A 16,559-nucleotide genomic window follows, 5' to 3' on the forward strand; every position below is an offset into this window, starting at 1 on the left:
ATAAAAATTATACTTTTAAAAAATGATGCGTTATTCTGCGTGGGTTATATGCCTTTATTGTCACAGATATTATTTGTTGTTGGGTCATTGCTATAGTTATTTCTTTCCCAACAAATAAAAAGACAAGCCCGAACTTTCATTCGGGCTTTTTTTTCGTTCTGGATAATCCTTATCCGACGACGCTACTCGGTGCCACTTTTATCCGTTTTTCCTGCCATTTGTGCGAGGAAGTCATAGCGTTTTTGCAGATCGGCTGCGGCATCTTTCCATAACTGTTCCGCCACTTCTGGCTGTTGCGAATTCAGACGGCGGAAACGTTGCTCATGGAGCAATGTCTCTTCCAGAGCCTCTGATGGCGGACGTGAATCCAGCGCCAGTGGCAGTTTGCCTTCATCAGCACGACGTGGATCAAAGCGATACAGCGGCCAGAAGCCGGTTGCGGTGAGTTGGCGCATCTGGTCGTGACTCAATGCCAGGTCATAACCGTGCTCTTCACATGGACTGTAAGCAATGATCAGCGACGGCCCAGGATAGGCTTCCGCTTCCTGAATTGCTTTTACCGTCTGGTTCAACTGCGCGCCGAGAGAAATCTGCGCCACATAAACATGACCGTACATCATCATACTGACGCCGAGGTCTTTACGCGCTTTGCGTTTACCGTGTTCGCCAAACTTAGTCACCGCGCCGAGCGGCGTGGCTTTTGACGCCTGACCACCGGTATTGGAATAGCATTGCGTGTCCAGCACCAGAATGTTGACGTTTTCCGTCAGGCTTAATACATGATCCAGACCTCCGAAGCCGATATCGTAAGCCCAGCCATCGCCACCTATCAGCCAGATTGATTTTTCCACCAGCGCATCAGCGTCGCGTAGTAGTTCATGAGCTTCACTCACATCTTTGAGATGCTGGCGCAGCGTGGCAACCTGTTCGCGACGAACGTCTGGCGTGGCATCTGATTTCAACGCTGCCAGTAACTCCGCAGGAATTTTATCAGCAAACTGATCCAGCAGACGCAACACGCGGACACGATGCTGATCGACCGTCAGGCGGAAGCCCAGGCCAAATTCGGCGTTATCTTCAAACAGTGAGTTCGCCCATGCTGGGCCTCGACCGTTGGCATCAGTGGTATACGGTGTGGACGGCAGATTACCGCCGTAAATTGACGAACAGCCCGTGGCGTTAGCGATTAACATCCGGTCGCCATAGAGTTGAGTCAGCAATTTGATATATGGCGTTTCGCCACAACCGGAACAAGCACCAGAATATTCAAACAGCGGTGTGATTAACTGCGAAGTCCGAATATCAATACGTTCCAGTTTGCTGCGGTCAATTTCCGGCAGGTTGAGGAAGAAGTCGTAATTGATTTTCTCTTCTTCCACATGTTCCAGACGCGACATCATATTGATGGCTTTGATCTCTGGATTCTGGCGGTCTTTCGCCGGGCAAACTTCAACACACAAATTACAGCCGGTGCAATCTTCCGGTGCGACCTGCAACACATATTTCTGCCCGCGCATATCGCGCGATTTTACATCCAGTGAATGCAGGCTGGCAGGGGCGTTTTCCATTGCTTCGGGCGGCACCACTTTTGCGCGAATAGCTGAATGTGGGCAAGCGGCGACGCAATGGTTACATTGGGTACAGAGTTCCTCTTTCCAGATAGGGATCTCTTCGGCGATATTGCGTTTTTCCCAGCGCGTGGTTCCCATCGGCCATGTGCCGTCTGGCGGCAGCGCCGAAACGGGGAGGGCATCGCCCAGTCCGGCGAGCATTGCAGCGGTAACGGTTTTAACGAAATCAGGGGCAGCATCGGAAACCACCGGCGGTCGATTCGCACTATGTGGATTGACCGGCTGCAACGGAACTTCTTCTACGGATTCTCGCGCCAGCGCCAGTGCCTGCCAGTTACGTTCCACCAGATCCTGGCCTTTGCTGCTGTAGCTTTTGGCAATCGCCCCCTGCAACTCGGCCAGGGTGCTGTCGCCAGGCAGAATTTGCGTCAGGTGGAAAAACGCCATCTGCATTACGGTGTTAATACGAGCCGCCAGTCCACATTCACGCGCGATTTTCGCTGCGTTAATGACATAAAAGCGTGCTTTTTTCTGATTCAGTACTGCCTGCACTTCTTGCGGTAACCGCGACCAGACGTCATCGGCACTGTACGGGGTGTTAAGCAGGAAAATGCCGCCGGGTTTCAGACGTTCTGCCATCTGATATTTGTCGATAAACTGCAACTGGTGGCAGCCAACAAAATCAGCCTGGGGAATCAGATATGCAGAACGAATTGGATGTTCGCTCACGCGCAGGTGAGAAACTGTCAGACCACCGGCTTTTTTGGAGTCGTAAACAAAATAACCCTGTGCATACCACGGCGTGGAGTTACCAATAATCTTGATATTATTTTTGGTCGCGGAAACGCTGCCATCACTGCCCAGACCATAAAACAGGGCTTCCAGCTTCGCGGAGTTTGGCAGGGTATTTTCTGGCAATGGTAGCGACAGATTGGTTACATCATCGTAAATACCGACGGTAAAACGGGGTTTTGGTTTGGCTGTGTTAAGTTCGGCAAATACTGCCAGCACGCAATCCGGGCCAAACTCTTTGGACGATAAGCCATAGCGCCCGCCAATGACGCGTGGCAGTGTTTCACGCTCGCCATTATTAAAGGCTTCCGCCAGCGCGGTCATTACGTCCAGATACAGTGGTTCTGCCTGGGCGCCCGGTTCTTTGGTGCGATCCAGCACCGCGACAGTTCGCACAGAGTCTGGCAATGTTTGCAGTAAATGTTTGGCGGAGAATGGGCGGTATAGTCGAACTTTCAGCACCCCGACTTTTTCGCCACGGGTAAGTAACTCATCAACCACTTCTTCACAAGTACCGATGGCAGATCCCATCAGGATAATCACCCGTTCTGCTTGTGGATGCCCGTAGTATTCAAAAGGCTGATACTGACGACCCGTAGCGGCGGCGAAATCATTCATCGCCTGTTCAACATGGTCGTAAACTGCGTTGTACCACGGGTTAGTAGCTTCACGAGACTGGAAGTAAGTATCAGGATTGGCGGATGTACCGCGAATCACCGGATGTTCCGGGTTCAGCGCGCGGGCGCGGTGGGCATCAATTTCTGCCTGCGGCATCAGTTCAAGAATCGTGTCGTCAGCCAGTGGAACAATTTTGTTGATCTCGTGGGACGTGCGGAAACCATCAAAAAAATGAATAAACGGCACACGGCTTTTTAGTGTCGCGATATGCGAAATGAGGGCGAAGTCCTGCGCTTCCTGAACGTTTGCTGCACACAACATGGCGCAACCGGTTTGGCGCACGGCCATCACATCTGAATGATCGCCAAAAATAGAGAGTGCATGAGTAGCGACGGTACGCGCTGCTACATGCAGTACAAACGGCGTCAGTTCGCCCGCCAGTTTGTACAACGTCGGAATCATCAGCAGTAAACCCTGCGATGATGTAAACGATGTCGAGAGAGCACCCGTTTGCAACGCGCCGTGCACGGTCGCGATAGCACCAGCTTCTGACTGCATTTCAACCACACGAGGCGTATCTCCCCACACGTTTTTCAAGCCGTTTCCGGCCCAGGCATCGGCCTGTTCCGCCATCGTGGAACTTGGGGTAATAGGGTAGATGGCGATAACTTCACTGGTGCGAAATGCCACCGAAGCTACCGCGCCATTACCGTCAATTGTGATCATACGACACCCTTACATTGCGCAAATGAGGGGCACACGAAAAAGCTGCGCGCCCAGTAGTTATCTCTCAATTTTAGCAAATGGCCTTCTGTTGCATTTTCGCTTTTGTGTCCCTCATATCTGCGTAATGAATGTTTTGATCAAACAGTGGACAAAAAAATAGCGATAAAAAAGTAACAATGCGTTGCAACACACATAGTTGTTCTCGACGTAGTCGTCTGTGCTGCCTATTATTTACGGCGGTGTCGTTTGGTTTAAAGATTAGAGGAAGTAAAGATGCGAGCAGCGTTGTGGGTCGGGTGTGCCGCTTTATTGTTATCGGCGTGTAGTAGTGAACCAGTTCAGCAGGCAACTGCGGCGCATGTGGCGCCTGGTTTAAAAGCGTCCATGTCCAGTAGCGGTGAAGCGAATTGCGCGATGATTGGTGGTTCGCTATCCGTTGCCCGCCAGCTAGACGGAACGGCTATTGGCATGTGTGCATTACCCAACGGCAAACGCTGTAGCGAACAGTCACTTGCCGCCGGAAGCTGTGGCAGCTATTAATTCATTAAATCCGCCAGCTTATAGGTTAATGTCTGTTTCGCGGTGGCCAGCGTTAACTGGTTCGCAGTCAGATCGACTTGCGCACCTTCTTTCAGCATTTCGCTGATGGTGTGATCGAGTTCATTAAGCTGAGGAGTGGCACACATCATGCGGGTCATTGCCAGCCCTTTAACTTTCAGTTCACCGCCAGAAAGTTTACCCTCGCCGCTAAAGCGGTTGCACATTTTGCCGGAAATCATCATCTTTTCACCAAAGCTGATTTCTGGCGGGTTTTTATCGCTGGTAACAGGTTGACCGTTGACACTTTCCAGCACAAAGCGGTGATGCTGTAATTGTTCTGGCGTCACAGCAATTTTGTCATTACTTACACATCCCGCCATCAGCAGGCTTAACGCAACAAGCGCGGCTACTTTCTTCATTTTGGTTCTCAACTTAAGGTATAAATCAGGTGCTGACTGCCGAATGCAACGCGACGCGTCTTATCCGTCCTGCAAAACATATTTTAAGAATAGAGGATGAAAGATCTTTGGGGATTATCTGAATAAGCTCCCCTGACTTGCAGGGGAGCAGCAAGATTAAACCAGTTCGTTCGGGCAGGGTTCGCCTTTTTCCAGATTGCTTAAGTTTTGCAGCGTGGTCTGGGAAATACTGGTCAGAGCTTCTGCCGTCAGGAATGCCTGGTGTCCGGTAAACAGCACGTTATGGCAGGCAGACAGACGACGGAATACGTCATCCTGGATCACGTCGTTGGATTTATCTTCAAAGAACAGATCGCGTTCGTTTTCATACACGTCCATCCCCAGCGAGCCAATTTTCTGGTTTTTCAGAGCTTCAATTGCCGCCTGAGAATCAATCAATGCGCCACGACTGGTGTTGACGATCATTACGCCGTTTTTCATCTGTTCAAACGCTGCCTCATTCAGCAGGTGGTAGTTCTCCGGCGTCAGTGGGCAGTGCAGGGAGATAACGTCTGATTCAGAGAACAGGGTCGGCAGATCGACATACTCCACACCAAGTTCCAGCGCCGCCGCACTTGGGTACGGATCGAACGCAAGCAGACGCATACCAAAACCTTTCAGAATGCGCAGCATCGCCACACCGATCTTACCGGTGCCGATAACGCCCGCTGTTTTGCCATACATGGTAAAGCCAGTCAGACCTTCCAGAGAGAAGTTGGCGTCACGGGTACGCTGGTACGCGCGGTGAATACGGCGGTTCAGCGTCATCATCATACCGATAGCGTGTTCAGCGACGGCTTCCGGATCGTAGGCTGGAACCCGGACTACTTTCAGCCCAAGTTCTTTTGCCGCATCAAGATCGACGTTATTGAAACCGGCACAGCGCAGGGCGATATATTTAACGCCGTGCTTTTTCAGCTCTTCCAGCACCGGGCGGCTGCCGTCATCATTTACGAAAATACATACCGCTTCGCAGCCATTGGCGGTTTTGGCGGTTTTTTCCGTCAGCAGAAAGTCAAAAAATTCCAGCTCAAAGCCAAAGGACTCGTTCACCTGTTGCAGGTACTTCTTGTCGTACTGTTTTGTGCTATAAACGGCGAGTTTCATGAGACTTTCTCCAGTGATGTTGAATCACATTTAAGATACTAAAAATATTTTACAAAATTTAAAATATAATTGAAAGCTATGACCATATTGAAAAATTCATCAACAACTATGCTTAGTGTAGGCGCAACCTTCAACTGAACGGTTAAACATGCCACAATACCCGTATTGAATGCTTAATTTTTCGCTAAATCAGGATATTAACTACCCATGTTGGGTAAATATAAAGCTGTTCTCGCGCTGCTATTACTGATTATTCTTGTGCCGTTGACGTTGCTAATGACGCTCGGATTGTGGGTTCCCACGCTGGCGGGCATCTGGCTACCGCTCGGGACACGTATTGCATTAGATGAAAGCCCACGCATTACGCGTAAAGGTTTAATCATTCCCGATCTCCGTTATCTGGTGGGAGATTGTCAGCTTGCGCATATCACCAACGCCAGCCTTTCACATCCCAGCCGCTGGTTATTGAACGTTGGCACGGTAGAACTTGATTCTGCTTGCCTGGCGAAATTGCCGCAGACAGAGCAATCTCCAGCCGCCCCGAAAACCCTCGCGCAGTGGCAGGCCATGTTGCCTAACACCTGGATCAATATCGATAAACTGATTTTTTCTCCCTGGCAGGAATGGCAGGGAAAACTCTCTCTCGCATTAACCTCTGATATCCAGCAACTGCGTTATCAGGGCGAAAAAGTTAAATTTCAAGGCCTGCTTAAAGGGCAACAATTTACAGTCAGCGAACTGGATGTTGCCGCGTTTGAAAATCAGCCGCCGGTAAAACTGGTGGGGGAATTTACTCTGCCGCTAGTGCCGGATGGGCTTCCTGTAAGTGGTCATGCTACCGCGACGTTGAATTTGCCGCAGGAACCGTCGCTGGTGGATGCTGAACTCGAGTGGCAGGAAAATAGCGGGCAATTGATTGTGATGGCACGAGATACCGGCGATCCGTTGCTCGATTTACCGTGGGAAATTACCCGTCAGCAATTGACTGTCAGTGATGGTCGCTGGAGCTGGCCATATGAAGGTTTTCCCCTTAGTGGGCGATTGGGTGTCAAAGTCGATAACTGGCAGGCCGGGCTTGAGAACGCATTGGTTAGTGGTCGACTGAGTGTGCTGACCCAGGGGCAAGCAGGTAAGGGCAATGCGGTGCTTAATTTTGGCCCAGGAAAATTAAGCATGGATAACAGTCAGATGCCACTGCAACTGACCGGTGAAGCGAAACAGGCGGATCTTATTTTATATGCTCGCTTACCGGCGCAGCTAAGCGGAAGTCTGGCTGACCCAACGCTGGCCTTTGAACCTGGCGCGTTATTACGTTCAAAGGGAAGAGTCATCGATTCACTAGACATCGATGAAATTCGCTGGCCTTTAGCGGGAGTAAAAGTCACCCAACGTGGTATTGGCGGGCGTTTACAGGCCATTTTGCAGGCACATGAAAATGAACTGGGCGACTTTGTGCTGCATATGGATGGTCAGGCGAATGATTTTCTCCCTGATGCAGGACGCTGGCAGTGGCGTTACTGGGGAAAAGGCAGTTTTACCCCGATGAACGCCACCTGGGATGTCGCAGGAAAAGGTGAGTGGCATGACAGCACGATTACGCTTACCGATCTTTCGACCGGTTTCGACCAGTTGCAATATGGCACGATGACGGTAGAAAAGCCGCGCTTAATTCTTGAGAAACCTGTTGTCTGGGTACGCGACACGCAGAATCCGTCTTTTAGTGGTGCGCTTTCGCTGGATGCAGGGCAAACGCTTTTCACGGGGGGCAGCGTGTTACCGCCATCAACCTTAAAATTTAGTGTTGAAGGGCGCGAACCAACTTATTTCCTCTTCAAAGGCGATTTACATGCTGGCGAGATTGGTCCGGTTCGGGTAAATGGTCGCTGGGACGGTATTCGTCTGCGCGGTAACGCCTGGTGGCCTAAACAATCACTGACTGTATTCCAGCCGCTGGTGCCACCTGACTGGAAGATGAACCTACGCGATGGCGAGCTGTATGCTCAGGTAGCCTTTTCCGCTGCGCCTGATCAAGGCTTCCGTGCGGGGGGGCATGGCGTATTAAAAGGTGGCAGTGCCTGGATGCCAGATAATCAGGTTAACGGTGTCGATTTTGTCCTGCCTTTCCGTTTTGCCGATGGAGCCTGGCATCTGGGGACTCGCGGCCCCGTTACGTTGCGAATTGCCGAAGTGATTAATCTGGTGACAGCGAAAAATATTACGGCTGATTTGCAAGGGCGTTATCCGTGGACCGAAGACGAACCCTTGCTACTGACCAATGTGAGTGTTGATGTGTTAGGCGGTAACGTGCTGATGAAACAATTACGTATGCCGCAACATGACCCGGCGCTGTTGCGGCTGAATAATCTCTCATCCAGCGAACTGGTTAGCGCCGTCAATCCGAAACAATTCGCCATGTCCGGGGCATTTAGTGGTGCACTGCCGTTATGGCTAAACAATGAAAAATGGATAGTGAAAGACGGTTGGCTGGCAAATAGCGGGCCAATGACCTTACGTCTGGATAAAGACACTGCGGATGCAGTAGCAAAAGACAATATGACCGCTGGAACCGCCATCAACTGGTTGCGCTATATGGAAATTAATCGTTCATCGACAAAAATTAATTTAGATAATCTCGGTGTGTTAACCATGCAGGCAACGATTAGCGGTAATAGTCGGGTTGATGGCAAAACAGGCACTGTGAATCTTAATTACAGTCACGAAGAGAATATTTTTACGTTATGGCGCAGTTTACGCTTTGGCGATAATCTCCAGGCGTGGCTGGAACAGAATGCCCGTATCCCGGAAAATGACTGCCCGTCAGGAAAAGAATGTGAGGAAAAACAATGAAAATAGTGATAGCCGCGCTCGCGTCCTCTTTTATGTTGGTTGGTTGCACTCCGCGCATAGAGGTGGCTGCGCCGAAGGAGCCAATCACCATTAATATGAACGTTAAAATTGAGCATGAGATCATCATCAAAGCGGACAAAGATGTTGAAGACCTGCTTAAAACTCGTAGCGATCTTTTTTGAGGTCATGATGAAAAGAACATTACTCATAATAGTGTGGATTATTGGCCTGATGAGTAGCAGTGCGATGGCATTAACTCTGAATGAAGCCAGAAGTCAGGGGCGGGTCGGTGAAACGCTTAATGGTTACCTGGTGGCGCTGGAAACGGATGCTGAAACACAGGCATTGGTAAGAGATATTAATGAAGCTCGTAATCGTAGTTACCAGCAACTGGCAAAACAGAATAATGTATCCACAGATGAGATAGCGAAACTGGCAGGGCAAAAACTTGTCGCGCGTGCGAAGCCGGGTGAATATGTACAGGGGATTAATGGTATATGGTTGCGAAAATAAATTATATTTCACAACAACATGTTTATTACATATGTTTATATGATTCTTTGTGTTTTTAGCCAGGCAAGTCTTATTAACTGATCTGCTTATATATTCTCTTATTATCTCGTCTGTTAATTACAATTCATCATTTGTGTGGATGTGAGCCAATAATCTATTCATGATGTAAATGGATTATTAATGTCTTTTTCTCGCCTGTTTTTAATTATTGTTTGAAATGACTTGCTCGCAGAATATAATTTAATAAATGCTCTGATGTGGTTTTTAAACTGCTTCGACTTAATATTCACCATACAAATAACATAACTATTATTTAATGAATGTTTCGTTGCAGGCATTTAGTGCTTTCTGTTTTTACGTTTTGCGTAGTTTGTTACGCGGGAACTATTTTTTAAGGAGTTATATATGCAAAGGAAAAAATTGTTGTCTGTATGTGTTGCGATGGCGTTAAGTAGCCAGACATGGGCTGCGGATACCACTACAACCGAGTCAGCAGACGAAACACGGAAATCCAGCAAAATATCATGTCCGGCAAATATTCAAATATTAAATAAAGAACAGCTTGAACATTTACCTGCAGAATGTAGAGATCTTAAAGACAGTGCCGTTTTACCCTGGGCCGCCGCTGGTCTGGCGGCGGTAGTAACTGGTGTCGCGGTCTATGCCCTACACGATGATAATAATCATCACGACGATCCGTCTCCGGTGCCGGATGATGGCGGTAATACACCAGTACCACCGGATGATGGCGGAGACACACCAGTACCGCCAGACGATGGCGGAGACACGCCAGTACCGCCAGACGATGGCGGAGACACGCCAGTACCGCCGGACGATGGCGGAGACACACCAGTACCGCCGGACGATGGCGGAGACACACCAGTACCGCCGGACGATGGCGGAGACACACCAGTACCGCCAGACGATGGCGGAGACACGCCAGTACCGCCGGATGACAAACCGGATCCGATCAAATACAACAACAACGTTACCTGGGATCAAGCTGAAAAAACGGTGCAGATCCGTAATGCAACCTTTACCTACACCGAGAATGCGGATGGCAGCTATACCCTGACGGCAAAAGATGGTCGCCAGACAATCGTTAAGCAGTGGAAAGTAAATGAAGACAGCAACACGGCAGTCTTCGAAGGCGTTAACAAAGCGGGCGGAATCATCTGGAGCTACGACGACGAAGGCAAAATCCACATCACCAAAGAAGCCGGCGTGGTGGTTGATGGAACAACAGGCAACGATATCAAAGTGAGTGACGCCATTATTACCGACCTGGGCGGCAACACTGCGCTGAATGGCGGTACGGTAATGACCGTGGAAGGCGATAATATTGTTCTGAACAATGACGGGAAAACCACTGCGATTGGCGAAGGTTCCGTGGTGGGCATCCTGACTGGTGATGACATCACCATCAATAACAATGGCGAAACCGAAGTGGATGGCGGTACAGCCGTTATTGTTAACGGCAACAACTCGACGATTAATACCCAGGGCGACGCCATATTTACCAACGGCGGTACAGGTAGTCTGATTAACGGTGACGATGCCGCTATCGATAATAAAGGGAATATGACCGTCGATGGCGAAAACTCGGCGGCGACCAAAATTGTTGGTAATGACGCACTTATCAGGCAGGAAGGCGATCTTTACGTCAGTGGCGCTGCACACGGTATTGACGTTACGGGGAATGGCACCATTGTCAGTAACAAAGGCAATATTACCGTGGTGGATGATAAATCCATCGGCGTATTGCTGGATGGCAGTGACGCCACGTTCATGAACATTGGTGATATTACTGTTGGTGATAAGGGGCACGAAGGTAATCCATTCGGTGTACTGATCGATGGCGATAATGCAACCTTTGTCAACGTGGGGGATATCACCACTAACAATAGCGGTACAGGAATTAAAGTTGCCGGTAACGAAGGTAGTGTTTCACTTTCAGGCAAGATGTCTGTTAACGACGCCACTACGGGTCTGGAAGTAAACGGCAACGATAACAGCATCACGCTGACAACGTATGAGCTGAGCATTGCGGGCGAAAATGCGACGGGCGTAAATTTATCTGGCAACGGCAACAATCTTGAAATTTCCGGTGATATGTCCGTAGATGGTAAAAATACCGTCGGAACGCGAGTTATGGGTGATGATGTAAGCATTCTTCAGAACGGCGATCTTTACGTCAGTGGTTCCTCGCATGGTATTGATATAAAAGGTAAAAATGCCAAAATTGGCAATACTGGTAAAATCACCGTTATCGACAAAGATTCTGTTGGTGTACTGATCGAAGGTGATGATGAGCAGTTCGGTAACATCGGTGAACTTAATGTTTCGCAAAATGCCATTGGTGTTTCCCTCGTTGGCGATCGTGAACTGGTGTCTCTGCGTGGCGATATAAATGTCACGCATGAGCGGGATGACAGCGGTAATTTCCAGGGGGCGACGGGCATAAGTATTGCCGGAAATGATAGCCAGGTAACGCTGGAGGGTGACATCAATCTGGCCTCAGATATGAGCACATCGCCGACGACATCCGATGAACATCTTAACGGTTTAATTGTTACCGGTGAAAATAACACGGTTAATTTAAGCGGTAATTTAAATATTGAAGCCTACTCTCCTTTATTTGGTGCTGCACACGACGAACAGCCTGAACTGGATGGTGTGGTTGTTATTGGGGATGATAATGTCATTAATCTGAATGGCGGTATAAATATAACAGGGGATACCGGCGGTCATGTTATTAATGGTATTAATGTCTCTGGTAAGAGTACGGTTAATATCAGTGGGCATTCTGTTCTGGATGTTACCGCAGTGCGCAGTACAGTGTCGCTTTTTTATGTTACGGGAGGCGGTCAGGTTATAATTGATGAAAACTCCGTTACGGATATTTTCAGTCCGGTTCGCGACTCCAATTTTTTTGGTCATAACTCGATCATTTCGGCGAATGGTATTGGTTCGAGTGCAGAGAATAAAGGAATCATTAACGCCTCGGCGGCGAAAGAAATCATGACTGCTGTTAGCGGTGCCAGGATCGTCAATACTGGAACAATGAATGTTAAAACCGGAACAGACAGTTCGAGTGATGGTAAAACAGCAGTAATGCGCTCTAACGGGCAAGATAGCTTCGCATCCAATGCCTCAGGTGGGGTAATTAATCTGACATCTACGCTCTCTCCGGTTGGTGGAGGGGGAGAAGGCGCTTATCCCCTGGGATGGCTTAACAGAACCTACTACGCGGTGCTCGCAAGCGGTTATGGGGAAGCCGAAAACCAAAGTGGCGCGACAATCAATCTGCACGGCGCAGGAACCTATGGGGTTTCTGCATCAAAAGGTACCGCCAGCAATGACGGAGAAATAAACGTCGATAGCTTTATTCCGACTATGGATGAGAACGGCGATATCACCAGTGAAACTTATTGGCAAACTGATACTGTTTACTTGATGGGCGGTGGTATGCTGATAGGCTCAACCGACGCCGGTTGGGCTGATGCTACCGGGCTAAATACCGGAACCATCAACGTCAAGAATGAAGGTTTTGGTATGCTAGCACTTAATGGCGGTACAGCGGTAAACCAGGGCACCATTAACCTGACGGCGGATGAAAACGTCACTAAGCAGCAGGATAACCAGCTATTTGCGATGGGCGCGATTGGCAGTGGCGTGGCGATTAACGACAAGACCGGCGTGATTAATATTAATACCGGTGTCGGCCAGGCTTTTTATACCGACGGTTCAGGCACCATTATTAATTACGGTACCATTTGCACGCTGGGCGTTTGTGAAAATTCCAGTGAGTATAACCCGACCGATCCGGCAGTTAGCCTGGTCTACACCGGGGGAGACACGCTCAGCACCGAAGGGCAGTCAACGAATTTCGCTCAGTCTGTGGTGATTACTAACACCACGCCAGGCAGCGTCATCAACTCCGGTACGATTTCTGGCCCAGTGGTGACGGTGCTGAACGGTGAACTGGAAAATACCGCAACAGGAATTATCAATAACCTGATAAAACTGAACGAAGGTGGCGAGGTCGATAACGCGGGCACACTGAGCAATATCGATATTGATGGCGGCACGCTGAATAACGATGGCACGGTTTCTGGCCAGATAACAATGTATGCTGGCAAAAATACTTCGCAGGTGAACAATAACGGCACGATTAATAAACTGGTGCAGAAAGCAGGCGTCTTTAACAACAGTGGCACCGTCACCAGTCGCATCGACCAACAGAACGGCATCTTCAATAACCAAAAAGACGGCATTGTAAAACATGGTTCTAAATTAACCAATAATGCAGTGGTGAATAACGACGGCACCTGGATTCTGGGCAACAGCAGCGAAGACAGTAATGCCGGGATGCTGGAAATCGATAACAATGCCGTTTTTAACAACCACGGCGAATTTATTCTCGATAACAACAAAAACGCCGTTCACATCAACCAGTCTGGCACACTCTACAACACCGGGCATATGTCACTGACGAACTCCTCCCACAACGGCGCAGTCAATATTTGGGGGGGTAACGGGCGCTTTATTAACAATGGTAAAGTAGATTCAACCGCCAAATCAGTCGTTGTCAGCGCCAGTAACGCCGCAGCTACGGACGCGTTCTTCTGGAACATGAGTGAAGGTGAGATTAATTTCGATCATGATAACGCCAGCGCCGTGAAATTCACGCACACCAACTATGTCGCGCAGAATGACGGCACCATGAACATCAGCGGCAATAATACCGTGGCGATGGAAGGGAATAATAACGCGCAACTGGTCAATAAGGGCATTATTAATCTGGGAACGGAAGGCACGACCGATACCGGCCTGATTGGTATGCAACTGGATGCCAATGCCACGGCGGACGCAGTTATTGAGAACAATGGCACCATTAATATCTATGCCAATGATTCTTATGCGTTCAGTATGCTGGGGACGAATGGCCACGTAGTCAACAACGGTACGGTAGTGATCGCCGATGGCGTAACCGGGTCAGGCCTGATCAAACAGGGCGACAGCGTGAACGTGGAAGGTATTAACGGTAACAACGGTAACTCCACCGAAGTCCATTACGGCGATTACACGTTGCCGGATGTGCCGAATACCACGGTGACATCGTTTGTTGATAATACAACGGGCGAAGAGAGCGGCACCAACAGCCTCAACGGCTACGTTGTGGGAACCAACGCTGATGGTAGCGCCGGTAAGCTGAAAGTAAACAATGCCAGCATGAGCGGCGTGGAAATCAACACCGGCTTCGCCGCAGGCACAGCAGACACTACAGTCACCTTCGATAACGTGGTGCAGGGCAGTAACCTGACGGATGCTGATGCCATCACCTCCACCTCTGTGGTGTGGAATGCGCAGGGTAGCACCGATGCCAGCGGTAACGTTGACGTCACCATGAACAAAAACGCTTATACCGATGTGACTACCGATGCCTCGGTGAATGATGTTGCGCAGGCGCTGGACGCGGGTTACACCAATAACGAGCTATACACCAGTCTGAACGTAGGCACCACGGCGGAGCTTAACAGTGCGCTTAAGCAAATCAGCGGCAGTCAGGCGACCACCGTATTCCGTGAAGCACGGGTGTTAAGCAACCGCTTCAGTATGCTGGCGGATGCCGCACCGAAGGTGGGCAACGGTCTGGCGTTCAACGTGGTGGCAAAAGGCGATCCGCGCGCGGAACTGGGCAACGACACGCAATATGACATGTTGGCGCTGCGTAAAACTCTCGACCTGAGTGAAAGCCAGAGCCTGAGCCTGGAGTATGGGATCGCCCGTCTGGATGGTAACGGTTCTGACACGGCAGGGGACAACGGCGTAACCGGCGGCTACAGCCAGTTCTTTGGACTGAAGCACCAGATGGCGTTCGAAAACGGGATGAGCTGGAATAACGCCCTGCGTTATGATGTTCATAACCTCGACAGCAGCCGTGCCGTAGCCTACGGCGACGTCAGTAAAACAGCCGATACCAACGTGAAACAGCAGTACCTGGAGTTCCGCAGCGAAGGGGCGAAAACCTTTGAACCACGCGAAGGGTTGAAAATAACGCCGTATGCCGGAGTGAAACTGCGCCACACGCTGGAAGGCGGTTATCAGGAACGCAACGCCGGTGACTTTAACCTGAATATGAACAGCGGCAGCGAAACGGCGGTGGACGGCATCGTTGGCCTGAAACTGGACTACGCAGGTAAAGACGGCTGGAGCGCGAACGCGACGCTGGAAGGTGGCCCAAACCTGAGTTATGCGAAGAGCCAGCGTACAGCAAGTCTTGCCGGAGCTGGCAGCCAGTACTTTAATGTTGACGACGGGCAGAAGGGCGGCGGTATCAATAGCCTGGCAAGCGTTGGCGTGAAGTACAGCAGCAAAGAAAGTTCGCTGCATCTGGACGCTTACCACTGGAAAGAGGACGGCATCAGCGATAAAGGCGTGATGCTGAACTTTAAGAAAACGTTCTGATTTTTAATCTGCGACACAAAAACCGCAACGCTGATACAGGTTGCGGTTTTTTTATTGTTATCACTAAACAACCTCCTCAAGAGGTCGTTCAGGGATAACAATAAAAAGCCTCCCACAGTTGCAGGAGGCCTCTTAAAACTTATGCTGTAACAACTTCGTCAATTGCTGCTTTGGCGTCTGCCTGCGCTTTCGCCGCCATTTCCGGACCGTAGGCAATACCTTCCGCAAAGACGAATTTCACATCGGTAATACCGATAAAGCCCAGGAATGTAGACAGATACGGCGTCACCAGATCCGTCGGCCCATCTTTATGGATACCGCCACGGCTGGTAATCACGATGGCTTTTTTACCGGTTACCAGACCTTCCGGACCGTTCTCGGTGTAGCGGAAAGTAACGCCTGCACGCGCAACCAGGTCAAAATAGTTTTTCAGTTGAGTCGAGATGTTGAAGTTGTACATCGGTGCCGCAATTACGATAACGTCATGGGCTTTCAGCTCGGCAATCAGCTCATCGGAAAGAGCCAGAGCTTCCTGCTGACGCGGGGTCAGCGGCGCATCGCTCGGACGCAGAGCGCCAACCAGTTCGCCATCCAGCACCGGAATCGGATTTGCAGCCAGATCACGCACGGTGATTTCATCAGCAGTGTGCTTTTCGCGCCATTGTTCAACAAAATAATCGGACAACAAATTAGACTGAGAGTACCCTGCCAGGATGCTGGATTTAAGAACTAATACCTTGCTCATGGTGTTTCCTTATAGATGTTTGAATGGGCGATGCCCCGTTGCTTGTTGACACTTTATTCACAATCCTGCCACAGAGATAGCGCAATAAATCGAAGTCTATGTTCGAATTTATTGAACAACGCATAGAAAGCCGCGATGTGGTACTCTATATCTATCATTTAAAAGAAAATT

General features: G+C 49.7%; 9 protein-coding genes. 5 read left to right on the forward strand and 4 right to left on the reverse strand.

What is annotated here, in order from left to right:
* Nucleotides 1-182 precede the first annotated feature (182 nt).
* Nucleotides 183-3,707, reverse strand: a complete 3,525-nt coding sequence (gene nifJ / locus A7Z29_RS11000; RefSeq protein ID WP_105290226.1) for a pyruvate:ferredoxin (flavodoxin) oxidoreductase — start codon at nt 3,705-3,707, stop codon at nt 183-185.
* Between the two features lie 273 nt (nt 3,708-3,980).
* Between nifJ and A7Z29_RS11005 the strand changes: the two genes are divergently transcribed.
* On the forward strand, nt 3,981-4,247 hold the full coding sequence (locus A7Z29_RS11005) for a putative hemolysin (RefSeq protein ID WP_001200698.1): 267 nt from the start codon (nt 3,981-3,983) through the stop codon (nt 4,245-4,247).
* Here A7Z29_RS11005 and hslJ read toward each other — a convergent pair.
* Both hslJ and ldhA read right to left on the reverse strand, forming a co-directional pair.
* Nucleotides 4,244-4,666, reverse strand: coding sequence for a heat shock protein HslJ (hslJ, locus tag A7Z29_RS11010; RefSeq protein ID WP_010348254.1), 423 nt, complete (start codon nt 4,664-4,666; stop codon nt 4,244-4,246). The two genes, A7Z29_RS11005 and hslJ, sit on opposite strands and share 4 nt — an antisense overlap.
* A gap of 156 nt (nt 4,667-4,822) precedes the next feature.
* On the reverse strand, nt 4,823-5,812 hold the full coding sequence (gene ldhA, locus A7Z29_RS11015) for a D-lactate dehydrogenase (RefSeq protein WP_000762235.1): 990 nt from the start codon (nt 5,810-5,812) through the stop codon (nt 4,823-4,825).
* Between the two features lie 207 nt (nt 5,813-6,019).
* On the opposite strand from ldhA, the gene A7Z29_RS11020 reads away from it, so the two are divergent.
* The 4 genes from A7Z29_RS11020 (at nt 6,020) to A7Z29_RS23480 (ending at nt 15,643) form a co-directional block, all read left to right on the forward strand.
* A complete protein-coding gene (locus tag A7Z29_RS11020; protein ID WP_105290227.1) occupies nt 6,020-8,659 on the forward strand; it encodes a YdbH family protein in 2,640 nt (879 codons plus the stop codon).
* Complete coding sequence (locus tag A7Z29_RS11025) at nt 8,656-8,841, forward strand: YnbE family lipoprotein (protein WP_000706311.1); 186 nt, start codon at nt 8,656-8,658, stop codon at nt 8,839-8,841. Before A7Z29_RS11020 ends, A7Z29_RS11025 begins: the two co-directional genes overlap by 4 nt.
* Nucleotides 8,842-8,848: 7 nt before the next feature.
* Nucleotides 8,849-9,172: a YdbL family probable chaperone protein gene (locus A7Z29_RS11030; protein ID WP_000831643.1), complete on the forward strand. Its 324-nt coding sequence runs from the start codon at nt 8,849-8,851 to the stop codon at nt 9,170-9,172.
* A gap of 405 nt (nt 9,173-9,577) precedes the next feature.
* Nucleotides 9,578-15,643, forward strand: coding sequence for a BigA/YdbA N-terminal beta-barrel domain-containing protein (locus A7Z29_RS23480; RefSeq protein WP_198599423.1), 6,066 nt, complete (start codon nt 9,578-9,580; stop codon nt 15,641-15,643).
* Between the two features lie 139 nt (nt 15,644-15,782).
* Here the strand turns inward: A7Z29_RS23480 and azoR are convergent, their stop codons facing one another.
* On the reverse strand, nt 15,783-16,388 hold the full coding sequence (gene azoR, locus A7Z29_RS11040) for an FMN-dependent NADH-azoreductase (RefSeq protein ID WP_032225131.1): 606 nt from the start codon (nt 16,386-16,388) through the stop codon (nt 15,783-15,785).
* Nucleotides 16,389-16,559: the final 171 nt, after the last annotated feature.

The sequence above is a fragment of the Escherichia sp. MOD1-EC6842 genome (assembly GCF_002965705.1).
Classification (GTDB): Bacteria; Pseudomonadota; Gammaproteobacteria; order Enterobacterales; family Enterobacteriaceae; genus Escherichia; species Escherichia ruysiae.